This is a genomic window from Lewinella sp. LCG006 (assembly GCF_040784935.1).
In the GTDB taxonomy this organism is placed as follows: Bacteria; Bacteroidota; Bacteroidia; order Chitinophagales; family Saprospiraceae; genus Lewinella.
Genome location: NZ_CP160680.1, coordinates 3,236,607 through 3,260,969 on the forward strand (window position 1 = coordinate 3,236,607; position 24,363 = coordinate 3,260,969).

22 protein-coding genes and 1 tRNA gene are annotated in these 24,363 nt (G+C 46.6%); 5 read left to right on the forward strand and 18 right to left on the reverse strand.

What is annotated here, in order from left to right; all coding sequences use genetic code 11:
* Positions 1–160 precede the first annotated feature (160 nt).
* The gene (locus AB0L18_RS11585) at positions 161–2,662 is read left to right on the forward strand and encodes a hypothetical protein (RefSeq protein WP_367392750.1); all 2,502 of its coding nucleotides are present in this window, start codon (positions 161–163) and stop codon (positions 2,660–2,662) included.
* Between the two features lie 42 nt (positions 2,663–2,704).
* Here the strand turns inward: AB0L18_RS11585 and AB0L18_RS11590 are convergent, their stop codons facing one another.
* Entirely contained in the window at positions 2,705–3,910 is a 1,206-nt protein-coding gene (locus AB0L18_RS11590) for a DUF418 domain-containing protein (protein WP_367392751.1), read from the reverse strand.
* A 371-nt stretch (positions 3,911–4,281) separates the two neighbouring features.
* On the opposite strand from AB0L18_RS11590, the gene AB0L18_RS11595 reads away from it, so the two are divergent.
* On the forward strand, positions 4,282–4,575 hold the full coding sequence (locus tag AB0L18_RS11595; RefSeq protein ID WP_367392752.1) for a hypothetical protein: 294 nt from the start codon (positions 4,282–4,284) through the stop codon (positions 4,573–4,575).
* Complete coding sequence (locus tag AB0L18_RS11600; protein WP_367392753.1) at positions 4,575–5,300, forward strand: hypothetical protein; 726 nt, start codon at positions 4,575–4,577, stop codon at positions 5,298–5,300. The genes AB0L18_RS11595 and AB0L18_RS11600 overlap by 1 nt, the downstream gene beginning before the upstream one ends.
* A gap of 49 nt (positions 5,301–5,349) precedes the next feature.
* Here AB0L18_RS11600 and AB0L18_RS11605 read toward each other — a convergent pair whose 3' ends face one another.
* From AB0L18_RS11605 to AB0L18_RS11685, 17 genes are all read right to left on the reverse strand, one after another.
* On the reverse strand, positions 5,350–6,492 hold the full coding sequence (locus AB0L18_RS11605; RefSeq protein ID WP_367392754.1) for a T9SS type A sorting domain-containing protein: 1,143 nt from the start codon (positions 6,490–6,492) through the stop codon (positions 5,350–5,352).
* Positions 6,493–6,791: 299 nt separating this feature from the next.
* Entirely contained in the window at positions 6,792–7,886 is a 1,095-nt protein-coding gene (locus tag AB0L18_RS11610) for a helix-turn-helix domain-containing protein (RefSeq protein WP_367392755.1), read from the reverse strand.
* Between the two features lie 82 nt (positions 7,887–7,968).
* Positions 7,969–9,783: a hypothetical protein gene (locus AB0L18_RS11615; RefSeq protein WP_367392756.1), complete on the reverse strand. Its 1,815-nt coding sequence runs from the start codon at positions 9,781–9,783 to the stop codon at positions 7,969–7,971.
* 125 nt (positions 9,784–9,908) lie between these two features.
* Complete coding sequence (locus AB0L18_RS11620; RefSeq protein ID WP_367392757.1) at positions 9,909–10,646, reverse strand: DUF4197 domain-containing protein; 738 nt, start codon at positions 10,644–10,646, stop codon at positions 9,909–9,911.
* Positions 10,647–10,747: 101 nt separating this feature from the next.
* On the reverse strand, positions 10,748–12,805 hold the full coding sequence (locus AB0L18_RS11625; protein WP_367392758.1) for a metallophosphoesterase: 2,058 nt from the start codon (positions 12,803–12,805) through the stop codon (positions 10,748–10,750).
* 228 nt (positions 12,806–13,033) lie between these two features.
* Complete coding sequence (locus tag AB0L18_RS11630) at positions 13,034–13,456, reverse strand: hypothetical protein (protein ID WP_367392759.1); 423 nt, start codon at positions 13,454–13,456, stop codon at positions 13,034–13,036.
* Between the two features lie 594 nt (positions 13,457–14,050).
* Positions 14,051–14,287: a hypothetical protein gene (locus AB0L18_RS11635; RefSeq protein ID WP_367392760.1), complete on the reverse strand. Its 237-nt coding sequence runs from the start codon at positions 14,285–14,287 to the stop codon at positions 14,051–14,053.
* Positions 14,288–14,903: 616 nt separating this feature from the next.
* On the reverse strand, positions 14,904–15,425 hold the full coding sequence (locus AB0L18_RS11640) for a JAB domain-containing protein (RefSeq protein ID WP_367392761.1): 522 nt from the start codon (positions 15,423–15,425) through the stop codon (positions 14,904–14,906).
* 20 nt (positions 15,426–15,445) lie between these two features.
* On the reverse strand, positions 15,446–15,679 hold the full coding sequence (locus AB0L18_RS11645) for a hypothetical protein (RefSeq protein WP_367392762.1): 234 nt from the start codon (positions 15,677–15,679) through the stop codon (positions 15,446–15,448).
* On the reverse strand, positions 15,676–17,199 hold the full coding sequence (locus tag AB0L18_RS11650; RefSeq protein WP_367392763.1) for a hypothetical protein: 1,524 nt from the start codon (positions 17,197–17,199) through the stop codon (positions 15,676–15,678). The genes AB0L18_RS11645 and AB0L18_RS11650 overlap by 4 nt, the downstream gene beginning before the upstream one ends.
* A gap of 77 nt (positions 17,200–17,276) precedes the next feature.
* Positions 17,277–17,621: a single-stranded DNA-binding protein gene (locus AB0L18_RS11655; RefSeq protein ID WP_367392764.1), complete on the reverse strand. Its 345-nt coding sequence runs from the start codon at positions 17,619–17,621 to the stop codon at positions 17,277–17,279.
* Positions 17,609–19,162, reverse strand: a complete 1,554-nt coding sequence (locus tag AB0L18_RS11660) for a protein rep (RefSeq protein ID WP_367392765.1) — start codon at positions 19,160–19,162, stop codon at positions 17,609–17,611. Before AB0L18_RS11660 ends, AB0L18_RS11655 begins: the two co-directional genes overlap by 13 nt.
* Before the next feature lie 196 nt (positions 19,163–19,358).
* Positions 19,359–19,760, reverse strand: coding sequence for a hypothetical protein (locus AB0L18_RS11665; RefSeq protein ID WP_367392766.1), 402 nt, complete (start codon positions 19,758–19,760; stop codon positions 19,359–19,361).
* A 79-nt stretch (positions 19,761–19,839) separates the two neighbouring features.
* Entirely contained in the window at positions 19,840–20,055 is a 216-nt protein-coding gene (locus AB0L18_RS11670) for a helix-turn-helix domain-containing protein (protein ID WP_367392767.1), read from the reverse strand.
* 121 nt (positions 20,056–20,176) lie between these two features.
* Positions 20,177–21,019, reverse strand: coding sequence for a hypothetical protein (locus tag AB0L18_RS11675; RefSeq protein ID WP_367392768.1), 843 nt, complete (start codon positions 21,017–21,019; stop codon positions 20,177–20,179).
* Entirely contained in the window at positions 21,013–22,236 is a 1,224-nt protein-coding gene (locus AB0L18_RS11680; protein ID WP_367392769.1) for a phage integrase SAM-like domain-containing protein, read from the reverse strand. The genes AB0L18_RS11675 and AB0L18_RS11680 overlap by 7 nt, the downstream gene beginning before the upstream one ends.
* A 201-nt stretch (positions 22,237–22,437) precedes the next feature.
* A tRNA-Gln gene (locus AB0L18_RS11685) sits at positions 22,438–22,509 on the reverse strand.
* 177 nt (positions 22,510–22,686) lie between these two features.
* On the opposite strand from AB0L18_RS11685, the gene AB0L18_RS11690 reads away from it, so the two are divergent.
* Both AB0L18_RS11690 and AB0L18_RS11695 read left to right on the forward strand, forming a co-directional pair.
* The gene (locus AB0L18_RS11690) at positions 22,687–23,136 is read left to right on the forward strand and encodes a hemerythrin domain-containing protein (protein WP_367392770.1); all 450 of its coding nucleotides are present in this window, start codon (positions 22,687–22,689) and stop codon (positions 23,134–23,136) included.
* 206 nt (positions 23,137–23,342) lie between these two features.
* Positions 23,343–24,362, forward strand: a complete 1,020-nt coding sequence (locus AB0L18_RS11695; protein WP_367392771.1) for a hypothetical protein — start codon at positions 23,343–23,345, stop codon at positions 24,360–24,362.
* Position 24,363: the final 1 nt, after the last annotated feature.

Genomic DNA, 24,363 nt, shown 5'->3' on the forward strand with positions numbered 1-24,363 from the left:
GCTAGCCTAATCCTTATAATCCCTTCTATTTTCTAATATGGTACAAAAACCTTGGCTGTTCTTGATGGTTCAAAAAATAATCCACTCCCAAATACCAAACATTCCCTACATTTAGGGGAGAGAAAACGAAATAGCTTTTTTGCGCAGACACACACAGCACATGAGATTCATCCTGAAATCCCTAGGCCCGGATTATATCTCGGCAGCATGTTTTTACGAATTGCACACCAAGCGGGCAACCTTTTACAGTCCTGTCTATTCAGATAAAAGTACGGCCTTATTGGCTATGGAAGAACTGGTCTTGAAGTTGCGGAATCGCAAGAAGACCAAGGTGTCCATTACTAAAAACAACGCAGCGTACTCCATTGAACTCTTTGGTAATAATGCGCCGGTAGTGCGACCCAGTACTGCATTTACCGATAAAATGACGGCAATTGAAGTATTTGAAGAAGTACTTAGTGCAAGCTCTGCGGATAGTTTTCCTCTGCTTTTCTTTGAACTCCCCGAAGCCATAGAAGGGATAACTACCATTAGTGATTTGGGTTTGCAGACGGGGGTAGATACCTACCCTTGGGTGGAGGAGAATACAGGCACCTTGCGGATTGGCACCAAAGAAAGAGGTGATGTAACCATGATGGGAATACCTCTGGGGCTGTCGCCTTCGATGGGGGTCTCTCCGTTTTCTGGTGGCGGGCCTTGTGAGCCACTTTTCAATGTCTTGCAGCCACAAGTAGCAGCAGACCTCCCTCTTTTTATGGGGCGCAAGAAGGAGGTGGAAGACCTTTACGCAATGACGCGCAACAACCGACTTTTGCTGCTCTACGGGCAACCACGCGTGGGCAAAACCAGCCTTATACAGTGCGGCCTTGCCAATCGGATGGAGGCCGTTCCCGGCGAACTTTTTGTGCATCGTCGTGGCGCAGGGGGGATGCTACCCTCTCTGATAGAAGCGCTACGCACAGAAATCGCCAGCCTCACCAGAAAACCAGCTCCCGAAGCAGCAGACCCGATGGTTTTGTTGCCTCAATTGCAGGACCAAGTCAAAAAGCCCGTTTTTCTGGTTTTTGATCAACTGGAAAAACTATTTGAAACAGACGTTACGGAAGAGGAGCGCAATGATTTTTTTGCCTTTGTTCAGCAGCTGACCTCGGAAGAAGGGCTGCCTTACCGCGTGATCTTATCCTTGCGGGAAACCTTTTTGGCACCGTTGGCCGAATACGAGGGGATGCTGCCTTCACTGCTCACCCATCGCTACCGGGTGCAGCCCCTGAGTAAAAAATCGATGATGGATGTGTCTATCAACCTGTTGGATTTATTCAAATCCAAGGGCAAGATGGAGGTTGATGATCCCGCGGCCGTCGCAGAAAAACTGTGTGCAGGATTAGTCAACGATAAAGGAGAAGTACCCTTTCAGTGTCTCCAAATCTACATGCAGGAACTGCACCAAACGAGTTGTGCGGAATCAGCAGGAAAAACGCCCGTGTTTGATGCCAGCCTGATCGATAAAATGGGGTCTGCTCGTGAAGTGATCGAAGCCTACGTCAACCGCGAGATAGCTCGTCTGGAGGCCCTCCTCCCTGAGGATGATAGCTCCGCCGACCCGGAAGTACTCCAACAAATCGATGACTTGGAGCAGAGCCGTCAGTGCTGCGGCTGTGGAGATACCAAAGCGGTGGTACCGGTGGCTGCCGCAGCGGCAGGTGCTGCCGTCAGCAACCGCAGTCGTAACCTGCGCTGGTTGTTGCTGGTCGCCTTACTGGCTCTCCTCTTCGGAGCCGGAGCCTATTGGCTGCTCAGCAACTGGTCGAAAAAGCAAGACCCCTGCTACATCGCTAAGCAAGCCGACACCTGCGAAGCTTTCGTCAATTACCTCAATAAATATGGTGAGCAAGCTGCTTGTGCGTCCGAATTTCGCGAGCTGTTAGCTACCAGAAAGTGTGGCACGCTCTGGCAAGATTACCAAATGCTGCAAACCACCAAAACCTGTGGTGCTTACCAGGATTTCTTCCGTAAATACCGCAATACCGCCGTCTCTACCGAAAAGGTGCAACGCTACCTCCTAGAGTGGCAATGCCCCATGGTGCGCGATACCGTAGAGGTGCCCGTACACGATACCATCTTCAGCGGAACACCTGAAGGTTTTAACACCACTGGTGGGCGCTTGCCAACGGGTACTGGAGGAGTAAGCCGCACTGGCAGCAACCCGCCTTGTCAGGAATTCAACGGTACCAACTTCAAGCAGGTAGGCCCACTTTGGTTCATGACCGACCCACTACCGGGCGGCCCCTACGCCTGGGAGGAAGCCCTGGATGCCTGTCAGGCCAAAGGCTGGCGGTTACCTTGTATTGGCGAGGTGGATTTCTTGATTGATAACATCTATCGTGGACAAACCAGTCGTGCCTATCAAATGCTGACGGGCAGCGGAGAATGTTACCTCATGAATCCCGCCCAAGCCCCTAACCAACGCATCGACTTCTGGACAGGTACCGAAGCCAATGACGCCACTGCCTGGACCTTTTATTTTGATACCAAAACGAAGACCATCGGCCGAGAGTCAAACATCATCAAAGGTCGGCGTTTGCCTTGCCTTTGTGTAAAGAAAGACCCCCAACAAAGTAGTGGAATGCCACCTTGCTACAACAAGCGGGTGGAGCGGAATTGAAAGTAGGCTATCCCATCAGAGGGTTGGTTTTGCCTCACCGCCTCATTCCTTTCTAAACGGCTGCCACTTCCAATAGGTGGCACTTCTCCACAGCCACTCTAGTGGGCCATACTTGTAGTGCCGCAACCAGTATTTACTAAAGTGTACCTGTAAGGCGATGAGTATAATGGCAATCAGACCGAGGTAGAGGTAGCGCAGCTCACCAATCCAACCTAGCCCCCAACCGAAAAAAAGGAAAGTACCAATGATGGATTGGAAGACGTAATTGGTCAACGCCATCCGCCCGTAAGGGGCAAAAAACGCCAGCTTGGGCAGCCACCAGTCTTTGTGATACAGCAGAATGAAGCCCCCCAGAATGATCCCCGTCAGGGCGATGTTTGTCCAGTCAAAAAAGTTGACGCCAACAACGTGAAGAATATGGTTGAAATCTATGGGCTGTGGTGCCTGAGAAAAGGTAAGGCCAGTGAGGGCTGCCGCTACAACAAACAGCCCCAAACACCAAAGCATGGCTCGTTTGACGGTCTTGAGCTTGCTGCCCGCATCTTGAAATAAGCCGATCCGCCCTAGCCACAATCCTACCAGGAAGTAACCGAAAGTATAGTAGAGCCGCCCCATGGGCATAAGCTGAAAACTCATCTTGGCCTTCATCCCGTAATCGGCGTTGGCGGCAAAGACCTGGAGCAGCGACCCTTCTTTGATGGTTTCGTAGTAAGCAGTTTCCAAGGGGTTTTGGAAATCACTGGGTAAGCCAAAAAACGCTTCGTTACCCATCAGAAAATAGGTGATGAAACGCGGTAAACTCAAAAAACAAATGGCCATCGCACCAAGTACCCAAGCTTTTGACAGCCGATGGAAAGGAATGAGTAATGGCGCAAGCACGGCATAAATGGTCAGAATATCCCCACGGTAGAAGAGGTGATGAACATAACCAATGACCAATAGCAAGATGGCTCGCCAGAGGAAACGCCAGGAAAAATCTTCTCCTTTACGCTCTGCTCCGTCCATCTGGATGGAAAAACTGAGCCCAAATAAAATGGAGAACAAGGCAAAGAATTTCCCCTGGATAAAGAAAGAGATGAAACCCATGAGAATTTCATCGGGCAAACTATTAAGGCCTTCCATAAAACCAGGTGGCTGCGGACCAGCCAAATATTGCTCCGTGACGTGAACCAAGGCAACACCTGCGAGGGCAAAACCCCGCAAAGCATCAATGAGGACAATGCGGGAAGGAGGGGATACTTTTTCCATTGTAGTCGGGAATGATGGGTAAAGGCAATGTTCGTCAATCTCGTCACAGCCACTACAGGGTAGGTCTGGACAATCGAGTTTTGGATACGATAGAGTTGTTCTGCTGGGGGCTGTTTTAGCGAAAGCGATAAAATTTTATTCTGAATTAGGCAGATTTTGCAGCCGAATGCGGGCAATTCGGCGAAAAATCTAACGAAGTTCAGGATGAAATTTTCCGCTTGCAGCAAAACTTGTCCCAGCAGAACAACTCTTATAAACAAAATACAAGTTTTTTTTGGAGTGAAACAATGGAACAAATAGCACGACCCACTTGCAGGGTAAGAAAATTACTATTAACTTTGAATATCAAAGTACTTTTAAAAATATAAATTATGATGATCACTTCGAACAAAAGGCTTATTGGCATCTTGATTAGCATCCCTTTACTGCTGCTTGTGCCGCTTATCGCAATGCAATATTCTTCTGAAGTCCAATGGAGTACGTTGGATTTTTTGGTCGTTGGATTTCTCTTGCTAGTCGCTGGTTTATTGGTGGAGCTAGTGCTGCGGAAGGTCACTACCCGGCGCAACCGCATCCTCTTATGTTTGACTATCGGGCTGGTCTTCTTGCTGGTTTGGGCTGAATTGGCGGTGGGCATTTTTGGTACAGCAATAGCCGGGAGTTAATGATTAAGTATCTCATTATCCTCCTCGCCGCTACGAGTATGCTGTGGCGTTGTGGCACGGTAGCAAGCGGTTATCAACTCCTTCCACAAGATATGAGCGAGGAGCGATATACAGCGACGGCAGTAGGTATTTTGCCCGATGGCACCGTACAAGAAGGCCCTGCTGAAATTGTCAAGTATTGGAGATCGGTATTTACAGCTAGCAAGGTTTCAGACCGGATGGTGATCGGTAGTGTTCCCGTGGGGAAGGAGGGCGAATACCGCTATGAAATCAGCCGCTTTAAGACAGGGAGTAAGCAAGCGTTTACGCAAGTTATTGTTTGGGACAACCAAGGCTCCGAACCCCTACGCGCCCTTCAATTGATTGCACCTAACGACAAGTTACGGCCTGATACCAACGCCATTTTTGCTGCGCGCACCCGGTGGATGGAATACTGCAATGGCCATGAGGTAGAACAACTCATCCAGGAAATGTATGCGCCAAATACGTGTTACTACAATCATCGTCCCTTGCTGCAGGGACGTGCCGCCCTGGAAAAGGAGTACACTTACATGAAAGATCCTTCTTACCAGCTCACCCTGACACCAATCCACGTGGTACCAGTGTCGGAGCACCTGGTGATGGAACTGGGGCAGTGTAGCGGCAGCTACGGCGGAAAGTATCTGCTGGTTTGGCAAGAACAGGAGAAAGGGGGCTGGCAAGTGCTTTTGGATGCGAATTTGTAGACAAGACTTCAACGCTTCCTTAAGCTTTGCCAGTCCCCTCCGGTCCAGTTTATTGCTTTACCAGCCCGGTACTCACTGGTCTTCCCCCATCCAGCGAAAGCTTAATCACGTAACTCCCCTTCGGCAGTTTCGCCGTTGGGATGCTTACCTGATGAGTGCCAGCCAGGAGATTTTGTTGGTCCAACACTTGCAACATTAGCTGCCCCTGTTGGTCAAAAACCTGAATGGATACGTGGCTACGCTGTTGTAGCTCAAAACGCAGTTCACTCGTATCAGTAGCGGGATTAGGAGATAATGACCAGTGGACCGAGGTTGCCAGGGCAGTTTGCGCACCAGTAGTGCCATCTTCGAGGCCTGTAATCATACGCAAAGCCCTGGTGTTGTATTCGGATACAAAAAGGGTGTCTTGAGAAGGGGTCGCTACGATGCCGTTGGGGCCATTAAATTTGGCCATACTTGCATCGCCATCTACCGTGCCGGCGGTGGAGCCTAGGATAACAGTGCCGTTACCATCAAGGTCCATGCGGTAGATTTGGTGTTGGGTAAAAAGCGTACCATAAATGTAGCCATGAGCATAGGCGATGAAGCCCAGCCATTGGTTGGTTCCTCCGGGGGCTTGGCCAATGAGGGTTTGTTCACCATTATCTCCCAGGCGGATGATCTTGCGGTTGTTGAAGTTGCCGGTGTACAAGCGCCCATCGTCATCATAGCAGAGTCCTACGGGACCGTTGAGTTGGTCACCAGTGACCCAGGGGAACCATTCGCCATTGGGGGCAATTTTTGCGATCCGGTTGCCGGTATAGCTGGTGGCAATGAGGGTGTCGCTATCCAGTTCGAAAATCAGACCAGAAGGATTGTTAAAGTCGTCCACAAAAATAGTGGCATTTCCTTCGGTGTCAATTTTGTAAATCTTGTTGCCCTCGTTGTCGGCCATATAGAGGATACCGTCAGGGCCAAAGGCCATGCCGTTGGGGGTATTAAAACCATCAGAAAAGACGGTCGTGCTGGTTTCAAAAGGCACCCAGCGCGAAATGGCGGACCCTTGATAACGAACCCCGAAAAGGTGTCCAGCCTCGTCGATGATCAGTGCATCGTCGATCCCCGAATTAGTGACAACCGTATTGACTTGCTGCCCGTTCAGCGCAAGCGAAAAACAAATTAGCAGAGAAAGGGAAAAGTATTTTGTAAGCATTTTGGAGGTATTAAAATTCGAGTGATAAAATTGAAAATCACCGCAAATACCTGCAAAACCCGCAAAATGTCGACCTGCTTTACAAAGTGGGACGGTTTTTTGGTAAAAAAAGTATGCTCAATCAAGTACCTGACTTTATTCATTAGGGGCCGTAGCAGCACTTCGCTAGCTACCGCTTGTACGTTCCTAGTGCTTGCTTCGCAGCGTACTATTCCGATGAAAGATCGGAACCAGCTTGTCCTTAATCCCTCCTGCCTCGGCTCCAGGCTTTGCCTTCCGCATACATTTGGGAAGCCCGACTAAGACGCGACCACCTCTTTAAAGTATTCACTGGGGCTGCAGCCGATAACCTTGCGAAAAGCACGATTGAAAGCGGATTTGGAATTGAAGCCCGACTGGTAGGCCAGTTGTAGAATGGACCTCTCGTCTTCTGCGGCGGCTTCGTAAGCTTCGATAAAAGTGTTAATACGCAAAGTATTGATCAGGTCGAAGAAGCTTTGGCCGGTGCCGGCATTGATGATGCGTGACAACTCGTGGCGAGGCGTGCTCGTCGCTTCAGCCAAATCGGCGAGCTTAAGCTGTGGCTCCAGGTAAGGTTTTTCCACTTCCAGAAAAGTGATAACCCTAGCTAAGATCTGCTCATCTTCGGTTTTTAGGGTACGGTCGATCGGAGAGGGAGGGAGATCAAACAACTCCGTATTCAAGACTACACTATAAGCCAACCAGAAGACGTAAGCTACCGCCAGGAACCAGAAGACCTGATAGAAAAGATAGCTTGGATCGTAGACAAAAAGACGGTAGCTAAAGGAAATACCCCAGCACAGCGCGAGTAACATCCCCACCCGGAAAAAGGCGGGCAAAAATCGCTTTGCTGCATCGTGGCCTTGGTATTGCTCCGTTTGCAAGGTACGTTCCGTCAGCTTAAAACTAGCGACCAGGTATCCCATCAGGCTCACCATGGCCAGGCCTTCGATGAATAAAAAACTAATATAAATACCGCTCCCACTGAGGAAATGCCAGTGGCCATTGAGATGCTGCCCAAGCACCGTATTAGCGATAACAATGTGGAGAAACCCCGGCAGAGCATGCCAACACAACTGCCTGATCTTCAAAGGTGGCATCCGCAGCAGATGACGCGTAAACAGCCACAAACAGGGCCCCAGCACAAACAAGATCACATCGGGTAGTAAGATCACCTCTGCATAAGTGTGCATCCACTCCGAGCGGTAAGCCAGTTTTGCAAAAAGTAAAAAAGAAACCAATAGCACCAGTGCCATCAGGTAATGAGCCGCTGGTTGGTTGGCTACTTTACGACGTTGCAACAGCAGTGCCAGAAACAATCCTTGTGCTCCGCCAAGGATCAAGAGTGCATCGAATAAGGAAAAAGTGGGCATGATTGGGTAACGCTTGGACGAGGAAGAGTGCTGCGTGTTTTTTAAAAGAGTAAATAGATGAATTCAATCTTTGAGTGTACCATTAGTACTGTGCATATTTTCTGATTTCCTGTAAGAATTTTAAGTCATCTTTACTTGTGTTATGTTCATTGGGATAAATCATAGGGAAACGACCCTCTGGGTCAAATTTTATTCCCTTAATCTTATCCTGAATTTTATCCGAAGGAGACAATTGTAAAGCACGGATAACGGTGGCTTGTCCATCATAACAGTAACCAAATTTTTCTTTGGCTAAAGCAAGATAAGCATCATGAATTACCGGATCAAATTCCACTTTTTTGAGGAGCGTATTAATGCTTAGTAGTGAATATTTCTGGAGACAACAGTATTTGTGATTTACAAAGGGGAGTAGTTTGGTGATATAAGTATTATCCTCCTCTTTAAGCCCATAATAAGCACACCATTTTACGGCTTCGGTAATGACATAATCATCTGCATCTTTTAAGAGTTCAATGCATCGGTTTTTAAGTTGTTTATGGGGGTGAAAGTCGCATTTTATGCTTCTTGTCAAATAGGCCTGCCATGCAAGCGCCAGCTCCCTAACTTTAGCAACCTCGTGAAAAGTAAGCTGGTATAAGCGGTCTGATAGCTCAGGTGTGAATTTTTTCTCAAGGATCAGGTGGGTAAAGTGTGTTATAGCTAAACTAGCTGCTGTAATCTTGTTATTGATTTGTTCAAGATGATGAATAATAATGTCCAGTAATAGGCCTGCATCAGGAAGTAAGTCTTCATTTTTGATCACAAACGTAAATAGGCACATATCACTAAACAAAGTATTTGTTTCTGTTTTGCTTAAAAAGGAAGGGAGTACCTCTGCCATAATAGTTTCCTCGCTAAGCCCTCCTTTTCGTAAGATACAATAAGCGATATAGCTAATTTCATACTCCGATTTTTGGCGGATAAAATGCCGAGCTAATTCAATTGCCCAGCGATCAATAAAAGGAGCTAGTTTTAAAATGCCTTCTAAGACCTGCAATACACCACTCCCCTTTGCGTTGTTCTTGAAATGCTCATTGCAGTAATCAATGATTAATTGATAGTATTTTGGTTCTTGATACACGGCCAAGGCGTTTAATGCCATGGCGTGAAAATTTTTTTGTTCGGGAGATTGAAAAATACTTAACAACCATTCTTTCGTTGAATTTCCCTCGTATTTTATGATCACCTCAAAGAGTTTTCGACGTAGATGACTAGCATCACCTTTAGGGGAGTGGAGAGCGTATAGCCGAGGGATTAGTTCCCAAAATAGCTTCAAGTATCCGTCGGCATTTTCGGGCGCTAAGGGGGTTAAGTGAAAAAATGCAGTATGGTATTTGTCAACGTCTTTTAAGAACAATCTCCTTAGGCCTTGTATAGCCAGGAACTCTTCTTTACTAAGTGTTGACTGTTCATATTTATGGAGGAGTTGGCAATAACTTTTCATCCATGCCGACTGAGGTAGGGTAGTGGTATCTTGCTTATTCTGTATCCCTAGCTCTTCCCGTAGCGCCGCTAGCTTTATTTTTATGTCTGCCAGGCTTTCCTGAGAAAAAAGAAGCTCGGCCGTGTTGATGACTAGCGGTTGGTCAAAAAAGGTATAAGTTTCATTTTCCTTTATAGGGTTCAACTCAACAGGGATAACGTATTTTAGATATTCACCGTAAAGATGAATTTCTTGCAAATGCTTTTTGTAATCAGCACCCAAGGTGAGTTTTTGGGCCGCTTCAGGCAAACGCTCAATCAGGCTGTTTACCACAAGAACTTCTCCGATAAGACTAATCATTACTTCGTAATCGTAGTACTTATCCTCAATAGTTATACAGAGAGTATGGATAATCGTATGCCCCGTATTTTTCATGAAGTAGCCTTGTTTATGAAAAACAAAGGTACAATGCCAAGGCAGAACACAAGAATGTAAATTGGACTTTCGGCATTCCGGATAGCTATTCCTCTGAAGTTACCGAAAGTCCAGTTTAGCAAAATTTAATCCTGCTTCGAAAATACCTTGCGTAGCAATTCACTGGTACGCAGGGCTGGGTTATCACGAATTTCGAGTTCTTTCACTTCTACCAACCGAAAAAGGCCCGCCAGTGCCTTGTCGGTCACGTGCTGGTCGAGTTCGGGATTTGTCTTTTGCACGAGCGGAATACGATTGTAAGCCGTGACGGCTGTGCGCCAGTATTCGCGGGCATTGACTTCATCAAGACTTTGCTGGATGATGGGCAGAAAAGCTGCCGTCAAAGACTGCGTAGTGGTGCGTTCCAGGTAGCGGGTAGCAGCATCTTTATCGCCCATGAGTAAGCTCATGGCATCCTGGAAGGTGAGTTGCTTGATTGCATCGACAAAGATCGGTTTTGCTTTAGCGACCGCCAGCTCTGCTGCACGGTTCATTTTTTCCTCCAGCTTTTCCTCGATATCGCCGAATCCAGGTACACTTTTGAGGCGGCTGACCACACTTTGTGCTTCTTCCGGAACCAGGATTTTGTAGGAACTGCCCAGGTAGCCGTTTTCGGCCGAAAGGAAGGTGACCGCTTTCCCAACGCCAAGGTCTAGCGCTTCTTTGAGTCCTGCACCTACTTCTTCTTGCGAGAGGGGCGTTTCGCCACTGATGACGTCTTGTGCTTGCTGCTTGAGTTTGCCGAGGGCTCCTTTTACTTGCGCGAAAGCAGGTAGCGCCATTGCAACTACCATCAGGAGCATCATTGTTCTTTTCCAGTTCATTTGGTTGATTTTTTGTGGTATAAAAGTAACACCTAATAACTGTCTTAAGACGTGCCTGGTGGGGGGAGGTAGCTACTTTAATGAATATTTAACTAGGACTGCTACCGTCCGATCGCTCGTTTAAACCGCTGGGGATCGCGCAATAGATCAAAAAAAGGCCGCAAGTAATCCTGGCAACTTATTCGGGTTGCTGCATCGAGATAGTCAGCAGCGGCACAGATGTTGTAGATGGCCTCTTCCTGCTCCAGAAAATAGACAATGGCCTCTTCAATTTCTTCATCAGTAGTAGGGTAGGAGAAAAAATGGCGGTCGTGGATACTTTTAATGGGGAGTATATCTGCCGGTACAGCGTAGTTGTTGCCTACGAAACCAGCGTAATCGAAATCATAGGCGATGAATTCCGTCCGTGGATTATCGGGATACTTGACAAGCTCGAGATTATGTTTGTTCCATACCGACCAGTCCGTATTGGCAATCATGTATTGGAAAAACATCGTCCGCAAAAAGCGCTGACGGTCAACAGCCGAAGCCGAGGCCTGGCCCGACTGCAAAACCATTGCGCCCGTACGGTGAGTGTAATCCTGCTCCGTTTCAATCAGAAAGCCCGTCATTTCGTATTCCTTCTTCGGGGAAATGATCTCAAGGTCTACGAGCTGGGTTTTAAAACCATGGTCATTGATCTGCCGATACAATTCATACACCAGGTACTCCTTGTAGATATTGGTCTGACTGAAGGTCCGCTGCTGACAAGGGATCACCAGTTTGAGCTTGTCGTGGCGGAGATATTCGAGGGAATCCAAATCAGACTTACGCAAGTCAATCATTATAGGGGGCAATGAGCAAACCTCCTTGCGCATATTACCACGCACCCGTACCCGTGCTGGCAGGGTATGCTCGAGGTCATCAGTACGTAGCGAGACTTCAGCAGCCTGGTATTCTTCATCGGCTCTTCGCCGTGAGAGTTGCAGAAAGTCGGTGCGTAAGACAAGCTGAGGACGCGTCGTACTTGCCATTAGTACTTCCTGTAGACTAGACGAAGGAGGATCATTGACGACGGCTAGTGGCAACTGTTCCCCATCTTCATCGATGATGTACAACGCGTCTTTTTCTAGCAACAGCACTTGTCCTTCTTGCCCTAGCTTGATACTACAGTCGACCACAATAAGTCGGCCGCTGTAGCGGGTTTGAATTTCCTTCTGGCTGGTATGCCCTACGATGATTCTTTGCTGATGATATTGTTTGAGTTGGCGTCCGAATTTCCCTTTTTTGAGGGGTTTGTCCCCAAAATAACCACGGTACCAGAGTGGCCCCTCTTCACCCGACAAGAGCTTCAATAGAGGATCAGCGTCAATACTATCTTTGGGTTGCCGCAGGATACGTTCGCGGAAGATGGCATTCAAGTCATCCAGCGTTAGCTCCAGGGCCAATACTTCCGGCGAAAGACCGGCATGTAAAAAAAGTTGCTCATTGATCGATACGACCACCTGGTGTTGAGCTATCCAGTCGCCCAACACACTCCCCTTCGCAAATAACTGTGGATAAGGCGTCCGCAAAGCTCCGGCTGTGTAGTTGTACTTTTTATTGAGGTAACGGAGATCACCATTCATGACCATCAGCTCGTGGTTGCCCAGTAGAAGGTGCAAACGACCACCCTGGGCAAGGGCCTGTTGCTCTAGCTTAAAAAACAACCACAAAATGGGCAATACCTGCTCGCCCCGGTCTAGATTGTCGCCAATAACTACGAGGTGGCCCTGGCCCAAGCTCCAGTTGTTGAGTGTATCAATCACGCCGCTAGCCAAGAGTAGTTTACGCATCAGCTCATATTGCCCATGTACATCACTGATAACCACAATCCGTTCGACCCCTGCATAAGTGCTGGTAGATGCCTTCGGAAACGCCAAAGCTTGTAAATTAACGACAGGAAGACTGTCTCGCTCAAAAACAGTAGCATCCGCGCGGGCGATCATGGTGTCCTGCGGAAACCCGCGCTCAATCCATTTGATCCTAAGGCTGTCTTTTTGCTGAAAAACATAAGGCCCGTCAAAGTAAGCGGGGCGATCTTGCGCCTTCAGGGAGGAATTAATTACCAGTAAGATTAACGTACAACAGTAGGCAAGATAGGTAGCCCAAGTGCGGCAAGAGGAAGGGTGAGCATGCATGGTCTGACTAGGTGTGGTTTCAAGGGCAAGATACGAAGATTGCCAGATAGTGCTTTGGATGGGCTTTTGCTTTTGGACTTTGGTGGGGGTGTTCACCTTCTACGAGCGTATTCAAATTGGGGTCTATTAAATCCCTTTACTCTCTACTAAATGCTTCATAAAGTGAGGTTTGCCTTATAAAAATTCTCTTTTTAGATGATCATACATAAAGGCAAACCTCACATTACTTTACTTACTCTCCCTACCGAGTATCAAAGCTACCACACCACCGATAATGGCTGCCATTACGGCACCGATGACCGTATCCGCCAGCGCGCCGGTAAGGGTCATAATGTTGGTGGAGCCGTAGTTGATCATGTTTGTGGTGAGAAAGAACAGAAACCCAATGACGGCTCCGGCCTTGGCACCCGTTGGGAAAGTGCTGATATTGGCCCAGCGGCCATAGATAACAGCAATAAGAAAGCCGAAGGACAGGTGTCCCACAATCATGGCGATCCAGTTGAAATCGGCTTCAGCCTTCATGACCCCAGTAGCGGAGCCAGCCTGTTGCTCAAAGAAGCTACTCAAGGCCAGTCCGTAGATCAAGAACCCCAATAAAAAGGCAACTACCCCGCCGACGAGTCCGGCAATTAAAATCTTAGATGTACTCATGCGTTTAGATATTGGTTATAAAAGAATAACGCTGCGAAACAATCGCCCCACAGCGATGAATCCGGGTTTTTGCCCGTACTGCAAGAGCATACGGGAGGTGTTTTGGGGTAAAAGCGCCTGCTTTAAGACCTCTCAATGGCGGCAACACATAGGCGCTACATCATAAGATTATATTAAAGATAGTAAAAAACGGTCTGGTAGGGAGAATTAAGAGGGGTTAATCTGCTGTTAGTCAGTGGCTAACAAAGAATAGGAGGGCGCAAAAGCTTATAGCTGAATAAATAATGGTAAAGAAACTTACAGTGCTGAAATGAAAAAAGGCTCTCCGCGTATTGCGAAGAACCTTTTTTGTAGACCTACTAAGAAATTTACAGTCCTTTGTTTTTCAGGGTGTTAAGTGCATTTAGACCGCCTTGGTATTCATTTGAGTACAAAAAGTGCGGGAATATAAGGAACTACTAGCAAATGGAAAATATAAACCGTGGCCACGAACCACATAGTTGATACCCCTTTTTTTGTCGCTTTTGAAATGTCAAACTACGACAATTACAGGCTAACGATGAAAATATATGAGCCACGGTTTATTGATCTAGCTTATGAGGTTTGAGAGGCAGCTATAGAAGCTTTTTCACCAGCTCCAATAGTCTCGCCGGGAGTTCCCGAAACTGGTTTAGATTTACGCCCCAGACGTTCGCCTGCGCTGTAAATACATGTACCCGTTGCTGTGTCTCGAATAGATGCTGTTTGACCATTAGTGCGCATTTCCTGTGCTTTTGCTGCTGCACCTTCATAGCTGTCGTGACAGCTAGTTTTAACATACTTACGTTTCATTGTGATACGATTTTATTAGAAAATAATAGCAAATTAAGTAAATATTCTGTCCGGAGCAATTTCTCATACCTGGCCATATCCTTATAACTGCGGGTATCATCAGGATTGAGGATACTTCAGCAAACTTGTCTATCCATTGGCCAGGCTATGAATTTTGGATCTCTTACCCATGGAATAAGGGATGCGATATCTTCCACTTCATTACCATGGCCACCATCATCAAAACAGAGGATGATCGATAAGATAAGAGTGTACCGGAGATCACCCCCAAATAAGGAGATACTCCAGTCTGTTGCAAAATCCTGAGCCCTCATTAATTCTATGGATGCCAGCTGGTTTTAGGTGAGGCTGTTTTGACAGTATTTTTGCGCCGGTCGTTTGATTGTCGATCGGTCATTCCTGTTCGATTTCTGGCTGTTTTGTGGCTGTTCTAGGCCTCTTTCATGCTGTTTCTTGCCCTTTTTCTGGCTGTTTTGTGGCTGTTTTTGGGCATGGAACCAATGAATAAGCGGCTTTAAAACAACCTCGGATTGGACGAGAGGAACAAGCAAAAGTACGGCCCTTACCCTAAGTAGGTAAGAGCCGCCCAAATTCAAAATTATGTTCTTACGGGATGCTAAGCAAAGAGTAAATTGTTATCTGCTAAACTAAAATAGTGTGGTACATCATATTCCTCTTCGCCTTCCTCTGCTTCTGGGTCTAACCTGCTAATGATAATGCTGTCCTCGAATTCGATCCCGAACATTATGGTTCTCATACGAATGTTGTGAACAAATTCTATATCTCCGTAAGAAGGCAAAGGATTATGATCTGGGTGGTTATGAGCAATGATAAATTTACTCGTATGATTCGTTATCAAGATGGCTAACAAATCTTTATGCATTACCTCTACCGAATCACCGGTTCCTTTTCCCAGGCGATAAAAACAAACTGGATGATCCAAGTCATCCAAGATCAATAATACCATTTCCTCTTTCGTGTCAAAGGTGTTAGGGTCAAAAATTTGCAATAAAAAATCCACCCTTTTTTCTGTAGTATCAAGCCGCTTTTTAGAAATAGTAGAGCGTTTATAATTGAGGATTAACTCAGGTACTACATCGCTACTTATAGCTTTGTCATAAATTTTTTGAATGTTCATGATAATTCAATTTATAAAGGTTACGCCTCAAAATCAAGGCTTAGTTTAATACCAAATACTTGCTCAGCTTGCCACCGTTCGTGAATCTTACTACCAGTATTGGCGACGTGCTGCGCATCTGCTAAAGTCGGGTAGTGACCGATAGATTTACGGTATGCTTTCCAGTATCCAGGGCGTGAAATGATAGCCACGGATAAGAGATACCAGCCCGATTGATCTTCTGAAGGTTCAACGACTATTTTTATAATGTTCATTGTGCTGAATTCTGAAGGTCAGTAATTAGGGTTTCGTAATGGCTTATCCATCCTTTATTGTTGGCGATAGCATCGGCGGTTCGTCTGCATACTTTCCCGCTGTTCTCTTCTTGCTTGATGGCCTTTTGCTGATGGCTACCCAGTCGCTTTTTGTACATCTTTAGCCGCTGCTTGGCTTCCCGTAAATCCACGGTTTCGTGTTCGTGCTTCGTGTGTGCATCGTTCGTGTTTCGTGTGCTATAAAGGTCACACGAGTTTTCCGCGTCTCCGTGCTGCTGAAAGCCGATCTGCCGACGTTGGGGCGGGGTGTTCTCTTCCGGCTCTTTAGCGTTCAGGTACACGATCCGTTGTTCTTCCTCGTCGGCTTGTTCCAGTTGTAGTTTTATGGTGACGTGCTGCAAGGCTTCCGCGAGATCGTAAACGGCTCCTGGTTGGGCGGGTAGGGGCGCGGAGGGGGTACTATTGGCAAAGGCGGTAATCTTGCTGTGTAGGCTGTAGCTGATCCGCTCACTAATGGCCGACCACCATTCCTGGAAAGCTCCAGGGCGAAAGTCGTAAGCCTCGATCTGTACGCTTTCCTCAATGCCGGCTCCTTTCTGATAGATACGATCTAAGACGACAGAGACGGAGAACAGGAACAGACACACCACCGTAAACCAGCCCAAATCACCACCGTAACCGTTGACGGTGGCCAGCCGCTCGGCTTCGGCTTGCTTGTTCTCTTCTTTCACTTCGGCGGTAGCCATGTTCCGGGTGTTGGTGGCCTCCTGGGTACTGCTGCGGAAGGTAGCTTTAATAGCGGCCAGTTCTTCGGCTTTGCTGGTGGCCAGTGTTGCCAGGGCAGCGGCTTTTTCCGCTTCCAGTTCCGCCCGTTGCTGGCGTACTCGATCCTTGCTGCTGGCGTAGCTGTTCCCGGTTCGGCGCTCCCGGCTTTCGTAGCCGCGCAACTGCTCCGTTTTGGCGTTGATCTTTCCGTCGTAAGCGGTGGCCGTGGCCGTCGCTTGGCCTTGGTACGTCGTTTCGATCATGGTGCTGTCTTGCTGGAAGGTGGCTCGATGCAGGGCCATTGCCTCCCGGTAGGTACTGTCGGCGGTGGCCGTCGTTTTCTCCGTTGCTTCCGGGGTCATGTCCTCCACGATCACGGTACTGTTTCGGAATGATAGAATACCGGAAGTGGCCGTTAGTACGATCACCAGGAGCCACACAAAAATAGAGATCGGTAAGTGTAGCCCGTGCCAACGGCCATACAGCACACTATCAACGGCTTTCGGGAACGTCTTGCGTAAGCCGCCCTCGATGGTGGCCGTAGCGACCAAGGCAACAATCACGGCCAGCAATAGCCCCCAGTTGCCAAGGTGCAGCGGTGCCAAGGCTTGTTTGGTCCCGGTGTAGATAATACCGATTTCCGTTAGGCCGCTCACGACCTGGGCAAATAGGCCCGCCGACGTGATTGACTTGGCCAAACCAGCGTAGATGTCAAAGAAAGACTTGTCCTGTGGTAGCGTCTGTAAAGTTTTCATAATTTTGCATGTTTAACTTTTGTTAGATATGCCCCGTTTCGGTCTGCTTCCAGGCGTTGCCGAACGGGGTTTTACTTTTACCAATTGGCTGTTGGGTCTTCTGCTTTCTTGTCTCCTACAAATTCTATTTTTGTCACATTCAATTTAAGTGTGGCAATAATCTCATCTTCTTTCAGATAGGCACTAGCGGTGGGGTTTCCTTCTAGGTACAGCCACTGACCCTTTGTGATATAGGAGGCTATTTTAGTCTCATCGTGTTGCCACAGTGCACAGTCTATCCATGTGGTTTTTTCGTGCTTTGTGCCGTCCTTGCTGGTATAGCGTTCGTTGTTGGCAATTGGAAAACTCACGACAGATTTTCCGGTAGTACGACGAATGACGGCGTCTTTACCTACCCTGCCCGTAATGATTAATTTAAGCATATCGTTTTAGTTGAATGGTTAATGACTTTGGGTTGAATTATTCGCTTTTTAAGAGCTTTCCTGGTGTCAAGTGTCCTTGATCTGGAATTGCTTTTTCCCCCTAGTTCCTGCATAATGGCAAGTGCCTCGATACAGGAGTTTACGTACAAGTAGTTCACCTGATGATCCGGGCTTATTTTGATCCGGTAATCATCGTCGGAATCAAAGAAAACTTTTGCCATACTTACCAGGAAGTACCGATAATCAGTTTTTTCGGTAGGCTCTCCGGTCTCTGGGTGGGTTACTTGTTCCCGCCCGGTTTCCTTTAGGTCGTCTACCAGTTCTTCCGCTTCGCTCTTATGGGAGAAACTTAGCATTTTAGCATCGGAGTGTGCGTTCTTCGATGAGGCATAGAAGGCACCAAATTTTCCGTAAAATCGTTTGCCCTTGGTAGCTGGTAGCATTTCTATAATTAGCTCAAAATCATACTCCCCGTTCTCAAGCATGGCCATCGGCTCAAAGTGGTACTTGATGCACTCCATTATCCCGGACATTACACTGTCTAAACCGTCTTGTTGATTAATATACTTGCGATGAGTCTGCAAGCGATCACACCACTGATAACCGGGGCTTTTCTCTTTGCTTGTGACGTACAGTCCGTCAAGGCCAATGAAGGTGGCACCGCTAGGGTCTAAGGTCGCTAAATCGCTATCGGTGAGTAATTTGTTTCCCTTCTTGATTCCCTCTAACTCATCCTCTGTAAATGATGATTTGGTACTACTTCCAGCCGTTAATCTGTTCCACTCCAACAGAATGATTTTGTGAAGCTTATTCCTTGATTGCTCAATGTAGTTGCCCTTCTCGTCAAACTTCTTGACCAACACCAACGAATGGATGTGAATGTGAAAGCCGTTGTCGTTCCTGGTGACTTCTACCCCGAATTCACCGCCATAGACTAGCCTTTTCCACTTTCGGTTTTGGCGGAGCTTATTATATAATTGGATTAAATCTTGGCCATACCATTTCTTCCCTTTCCAACCACTGGAAGAGTGCGGGACAGTTAGTGTCAAATGGAGGAAGGTTTTGCTTTTTAGTAAGTCCGGGTTCTTCTCGAAAAAGCTGCGATACAGTCGCCTGGTCTTTTTACATCGCTGCGCATTACAGACGGCGCAAAGTTTGTGCTTACAGGTGTGGGAGGCGATATATTCGATGGTGCTGTCTGAATACTCCCGCATACAGGAAGTGTGGCAGCACAAACCAATATTCCTGATGTATGATGAAAAGCATTCGGACTCAATGGGTGTAAGCGGATTGATTCTCTTTCTTACGTAGTCTAAGGCAGCTTCCCGGGCGATTGCGTTTTCGTAAACGCCTAAATACGTTTTGTAACCTCGTCTCCGATTATACCGGGTTCGTATTTTTCGATCTAATACGGCGGTTTCTTTGAGAGGACGTCCCCGTTCGTCGGGCAATCCAATAACTACGGTTTCCTCTTCCCATATCATCGGGGAAAGTGTCTCAGATGTTTCTACTGTATCAAGTAATGGATTATCTATATACATAAGACGGTACTTTTTACCGTGGCGGCACGTGTCAAGTTAGAAAATTGGAGTTAGGGGGGGGTAGGCGTTGTCTGAGGGCTTTTTTTTCGCTGTCTGCGAAGATTTTGGAAGGGTGCCAGGCTCACACCCGGCACCTACTTCGCTAACAGCCCTCCTTTGTTCGGTCAAGCCCTCACAAGACCCACAGGAGGATTCTTTACACTAGGGCAAATTCCTGTAGTGCTTTATATCGTTTGATTTCGTCGCCTGTAAACCGCTTCTCATGGTAAATCAGTAGATCGTTGAGACTGCTGATGAATTTTTGCGTGATCTCGGCTCTATGCTCAAAATCCATACGCTCACAAATTGACATGAGGTAAGCGGAATGCATTGGACCGAGTAGGCCCAACACTTCAGCGTGTGAGCAAAAATCGGTACTAACTAAATCGTTTAGGACTTGTGAATCTTTTGCTTGAAGTGTGATCCCGTCCAGGTGAGGGATCATCGCCTCTATCCGGTCTAAATCTTCGTTAATGGCCAGACAGGCTGCGAGATTAGGATAGCGACTAGAAAGGTCGGAGATATTGACCTTTTCGAGGTTTTTACGTAACTTTGCCATACCATAATTTTGTAGTGCATTGCGCACTGTTGGATAATTGAAGTGGATTTGGGATAGTGCCCCAAACCACTTTTTTGTTTTAAGCAGCTTCGACGCTTTCTGAAGCTTCGACGGAGAATTGTTCTAAGTCTTCTAAAACTTTTTCTCGATTAAAAAGTACACGTCGACCAATTTTCACACAACGGATTTTTCCTTCACGTCTCCATCGGAGCAATGTTGATCTACTTACACAGCAAAGTGCTGCAGTTTCCTTTACAGTTAAGATTGATGAGCTAGAATTCTCAGGAGTTTGCATATTTTTTGTTTTAAGTGACCAGAATTAATTTTTGTGCATGTTTATTGTGCATAAAAAAACACCTTTGCTCTTTGTGACGCAACAAAGGTAATGTAAAAAAATGCACAAAGTCAAATATTGGTCACGAAAAAATATTTACCAGCTCTCTTACATAAAGCTCTGCTTCTGATTTGAGTGGAGCGAATTGTTTTACAAATTCTGAACTCAAATGCCGTGAAACGGATGAAGTATAATTGGTTTCTAAAGGAAGTAGATTCCCCTGTAATTCTTTACTGAATTGATCTTTTTCATCTTCAAACAACCAAGAAAAAACAGTTCCCTTTACAGTTGGCTCTCCCACAGAATTATATGCTTTTGCATTGTGCCAATACAACATTTGAGTTTTGAACGCTAAATAGGATATTGTAGCTTTTATATTGATTTCTAACCATTTAGGTAGACTTTGGTGGGCTGTTAAGTTCTGCCATTTTACAAATTCTGCATCAGTAGTTATTAGCTCCTGAAAATTAATTGAGTTGTACTTATTGAGTTCTAAGTTAGAACTAGAAAATTCTTTCAAGTATTCGAGTAATTCTTTTTTTAGATAGCTGTAAATGTCCTTTTGCCAGAATTTTAGATTTTCTGTAAAAACGGGAAAGCTGAAGTTTTCGCCATCAATTTTATACTGTCGTTTAATTGCTTTTTTGATTATTAATTCATGGTTTAAAATATCTAGTCCTCCCTTACCATGCTTCAAAAAACCTTTTTCTATTGGATCAGAGTCTAAGTAAGGTTCGATTTTTCCAAAGTCTTTCTCAGTTATGAATAATAGTTTATCATACCGATCTGAGACCCGTATTTTAGTATTGTTTCCTAGAAAATTAATTCTTGCATATAGAGGATGATATATTTCACCATTATATTCCTCTCCCTTTATACGATTATTCAGGAAGTACTTAATCGAAACTTTCTTTTCGTTTACCATTCAATCGCTTGTAATTCACTCTCTATATCCTTGTTGCTCAAATGAATATATATATTGGTCATGTCTGGCCGGGAGTGCTGAAGTAGCCGCTGTAGGATTGGCGCTTTTACCTTCCTGGCCATGATGGTGGCGAAGGTTCGACGGCCTACATGTGCGGTTATTTTTTTGCGGATTCCGGCTCGTTCGGCAACGGTTTTGAGTGATCGGTTAAGGTATTGGTTACTTATCTTAAACAGGGGCAAATGAGCGGTTTGCTCGCTGTTCCCCAAAATAGTAATTTCTTTCAGGTAGCGACCTATTATCGCTTCCGGTTTGCTGTTGCCCTGGTCACAATTACGGAAGAGGAAATTAAGAGGAAGTTCCAACCGTTTGTTGGTCTTTTGGGCGGTTAGGTTGAGCACATAGCCCTGGGCGGTTTCGGTAACGTCAGCAACCCGTAATTTACTCACATCGCCAAACCTTAGACCCGTATAGCAGGCAAATAGAAAAATATCTCTTACACGCTTTAAAAAGGCTTCTTCCTGGGAGAAAGTTAATTGCTCGATGGCCGTCAATTCCTCCTCTGTCAGGAACGGGCGGTCTGGCTCTTCGCCTTTGGCTTTAAATCGCTTATAGGGGTGGTTGTCGGTAGATAGATAATCTTCCCGAATCGCATAATTGACAACCGTCGTGGTGCGGTCGTGGTGCTTTTTGATGGTATTCAAAGAAAGCCCCTGGTCACGTAGGTAACGATCAAAGTCTTTAACCAGCTTATAATTCAATTCCAGGAAGTAAACCTCTTTGCGGAATTCGCGCCACTTGTTTAGGGTCTGGGCGTACATCTTCCAGGCTCCGGGCTTCATTTCGTGCTGTTCCAGGTGCCGATCAAAAAAGGCCAAAAAGGAGCTGATTTGTAGGGAGGTAGAAGCATTAACGTATTCGTCCAGACGATCCAGCGGGAAAGTACCGTGCTGATTTATCATCTGGATTTCGAACGCTTCCATGTCGTGGAGTTGTTGGTTTATCCGCTGATTGTAAACGAAGTGGTTGGGATGCTTAGGACTTATTTTCCGGTTGCGCTTGTCCCAAAATTCCGGACGGATCGTTATGCCAGTGGAAAAATAGCGATTGCGGCCATCCTGATAGGCTTTAATCTGAATCAAAGCTTCCCCCGTGAGGTTTAGCCGACCCTTGCGATTAAAGAGCAGGGAATAGCGAATCTTGCTGAAATAGTTCATTGTACCAAATTGAGAAGTTACCAAATGAACCAAAGAGCAAAGGCATCGGTACAACCCTGGGTACAAAAAAAAGGCTTCTGCTGTGACACACCGTGAAATACTATGACACACTATGAAACAGGAGAAGCCGCGTAAATGCTGCGATTAGGTTTTGTTTCCAACATTTTGGAACACTATGACACCTAATGAAACAATTTTTTGTAGACCTACTAAGACTCGAACTTAGAACGACAGAACCAAAATCTGCTGTGTTACCAATTACACCATAGGTCTTTAAAACCAACTCTAATTTCTTAAAGCGACGCAAATATAAGACGAATTATAGCTGTATGCAAGAGTTTGTGAAAAAAATATTTTCTCTTTTCTCACATTGCTTATACAACGAGCTAGCTGGCTCTTTAGTTCCCAATTATAGGGTATATTGCCTGTCTTTTATGACAGCCCTTACTTATGAAACGACATCCTGCACTCATGCCCCTCTCTCGCGAACACCACCAGCTCTTGGTACTCGCCCAAGTTCTCAAACACGATGTGCCGGCCTACAAAAATATGCCTGCTACCCCCAACGAGCAACGGGCATACGCCCTTGAGCGCTACACTGATCTCATCGAAGCTCATTTTGCCTGGGAGGAAAAGGTCCTTCTTCCTCTTGCCGAACGTTATGGCGACAAACTCCAGCGCCTCGTCACGCAGGTATTAGCAGAGCATCAGGCACTAAGAGAGGCGTTTGAAAAACTACCCATAACCCCTGAAGCCGATCTCCCCCAAGAGCTCGACCTGCTGGGCCGGGCGCTCTCCGCTAATGTCCGCTTCGAAGAAAGAGTCCTCCTCCAAAAAATGCAGGAACTCCTCCCCGAAACCGCCTGGATCAGCATGGAACAACCTGGGAGATGGAATTGATCGAAGGTGTAAAGACGCGATGTATTGCGTCTCCACATACCAAAGGATGTATCGCATCTCCTCAGATAAAATCGGAAGTCAGAAATCGGAAGTCGGAAGTGTTGGAGTCACCTAGTGGAGAGTATTTCTCTTTTTTTTCGTGTGTCCCATTCCTTCCGACTTCCGCTTTCCCATTTCCGACTTCCGACTTCCGACTTCCCACTTTGATGCTACTCTTACTTCTCTGCTTGCTCTCTGCTTGCACCCCCGAACCTACTCAAATCGAACCGGCCTTCTACCACTGGCAGACACAGATGGAGGTGGACAACATTGAGCAGCACTACCTTCAGGAGATAAATGCACGTCGCCTGTACGTGAAATTTTTTGATGTAGCTTGGCAGGATGGCAACAATGAAGCAGTCCCCCAGGCCACGCTGGAGAGACGGGGAGAATGGACCGATTACGATATTGTTCCCACTGTTTTCATTACCAATGAAACCATGGTAAAGCTCGCAGCGGCGAAAAGAGAAGACCTGGCCGAACGCATCCTCCAGAAAATAGCCTCACGCTGGCCAGGGCTCGAGCCTCGCGAGATTCAATTGGATTGCGATTGGACAGAAGGGTCGCGTGATGCTTATTTTCAACTACTAAAGCTGGTTCGTGAGCGTTTGCCAGCCACTACGAAATTATCGGTGACCTTGCGCTTGCACCAGTATCGTTATCCCGAAAAAACGGGTGTGCCGCCTGCCGACCGGGCTATGCTCATGTTTTACAATATGGGCGATCTTACGGATTGGCAGGAACCCAATTCTATCCTCAATCTGGAAAAAGCCCGGCCTTACTTAAAGACCACCACGCCGTACCCATTACCGCTGGACCTGGCACTGCCTATTTTCAATTGGGGCGTTTTGTTCCGAGAAGGGAAGATGATCAAATTATTGCCGGGGCTTACCGCCAAGTCATTGGCAGCAATTGGCGCAAAATCATTGATACGGGAAGATGGAGAGCGTTTTGAGATCACCAAAAGTACGTATCTTGAAGGCTATTATTTGTATCGCGGTGATCAGCTACGACTGGAAACCATCCGCCCTCAACAACTGATTGATGCGGCACGACTTTTACGTTCTGTGGCCACCAGCAAAGATGCTTACCTTAGTTTTTATCACCTGGATAGCGCATTGCTGAGCCAGTTTTCGGTGGAAGATTTGCAGCGTTGCCTGGCGGTACTCAAAAATGAAATGGAATAAT

What these genes read in the sequence shown, in the direction of transcription:
- AB0L18_RS11585 (WP_367392750.1), top strand. Translation starts at nt 161, where the DNA reads ATGAGATTCATCCTGAAATCCCTAGGCCCGGATTATATCTCGGCAGCA.
- AB0L18_RS11590 (WP_367392751.1), bottom strand. Translation starts at nt 3,910, where the DNA reads ATGGAAAAAGTATCCCCTCCTTCCCGCATTGTCCTCATTGATGCTTTG.
- AB0L18_RS11595 (WP_367392752.1), top strand. Translation starts at nt 4,282, where the DNA reads ATGATGATCACTTCGAACAAAAGGCTTATTGGCATCTTGATTAGCATC.
- AB0L18_RS11600 (WP_367392753.1), top strand. Translation starts at nt 4,575, where the DNA reads ATGATTAAGTATCTCATTATCCTCCTCGCCGCTACGAGTATGCTGTGG.
- AB0L18_RS11605 (WP_367392754.1), bottom strand. Translation starts at nt 6,492, where the DNA reads ATGCTTACAAAATACTTTTCCCTTTCTCTGCTAATTTGTTTTTCGCTT.
- AB0L18_RS11610 (WP_367392755.1), bottom strand. Translation starts at nt 7,886, where the DNA reads ATGCCCACTTTTTCCTTATTCGATGCACTCTTGATCCTTGGCGGAGCA.
- AB0L18_RS11615 (WP_367392756.1), bottom strand. Translation starts at nt 9,783, where the DNA reads ATGAAAAATACGGGGCATACGATTATCCATACTCTCTGTATAACTATT.
- AB0L18_RS11620 (WP_367392757.1), bottom strand. Translation starts at nt 10,646, where the DNA reads ATGAACTGGAAAAGAACAATGATGCTCCTGATGGTAGTTGCAATGGCG.
- AB0L18_RS11625 (WP_367392758.1), bottom strand. Translation starts at nt 12,805, where the DNA reads ATGCATGCTCACCCTTCCTCTTGCCGCACTTGGGCTACCTATCTTGCC.
- AB0L18_RS11630 (WP_367392759.1), bottom strand. Translation starts at nt 13,456, where the DNA reads ATGAGTACATCTAAGATTTTAATTGCCGGACTCGTCGGCGGGGTAGTT.
- AB0L18_RS11635 (WP_367392760.1), bottom strand. Translation starts at nt 14,287, where the DNA reads ATGAAACGTAAGTATGTTAAAACTAGCTGTCACGACAGCTATGAAGGT.
- AB0L18_RS11640 (WP_367392761.1), bottom strand. Translation starts at nt 15,425, where the DNA reads ATGAACATTCAAAAAATTTATGACAAAGCTATAAGTAGCGATGTAGTA.
- AB0L18_RS11645 (WP_367392762.1), bottom strand. Translation starts at nt 15,679, where the DNA reads ATGAACATTATAAAAATAGTCGTTGAACCTTCAGAAGATCAATCGGGC.
- AB0L18_RS11650 (WP_367392763.1), bottom strand. Translation starts at nt 17,199, where the DNA reads ATGAAAACTTTACAGACGCTACCACAGGACAAGTCTTTCTTTGACATC.
- AB0L18_RS11655 (WP_367392764.1), bottom strand. Translation starts at nt 17,621, where the DNA reads ATGCTTAAATTAATCATTACGGGCAGGGTAGGTAAAGACGCCGTCATT.
- AB0L18_RS11660 (WP_367392765.1), bottom strand. Translation starts at nt 19,162, where the DNA reads ATGTATATAGATAATCCATTACTTGATACAGTAGAAACATCTGAGACA.
- AB0L18_RS11665 (WP_367392766.1), bottom strand. Translation starts at nt 19,760, where the DNA reads ATGGCAAAGTTACGTAAAAACCTCGAAAAGGTCAATATCTCCGACCTT.
- AB0L18_RS11670 (WP_367392767.1), bottom strand. Translation starts at nt 20,055, where the DNA reads ATGCAAACTCCTGAGAATTCTAGCTCATCAATCTTAACTGTAAAGGAA.
- AB0L18_RS11675 (WP_367392768.1), bottom strand. Translation starts at nt 21,019, where the DNA reads ATGGTAAACGAAAAGAAAGTTTCGATTAAGTACTTCCTGAATAATCGT.
- AB0L18_RS11680 (WP_367392769.1), bottom strand. Translation starts at nt 22,236, where the DNA reads ATGAACTATTTCAGCAAGATTCGCTATTCCCTGCTCTTTAATCGCAAG.
- AB0L18_RS11690 (WP_367392770.1), top strand. Translation starts at nt 22,687, where the DNA reads ATGAAACGACATCCTGCACTCATGCCCCTCTCTCGCGAACACCACCAG.
- AB0L18_RS11695 (WP_367392771.1), top strand. Translation starts at nt 23,343, where the DNA reads ATGCTACTCTTACTTCTCTGCTTGCTCTCTGCTTGCACCCCCGAACCT.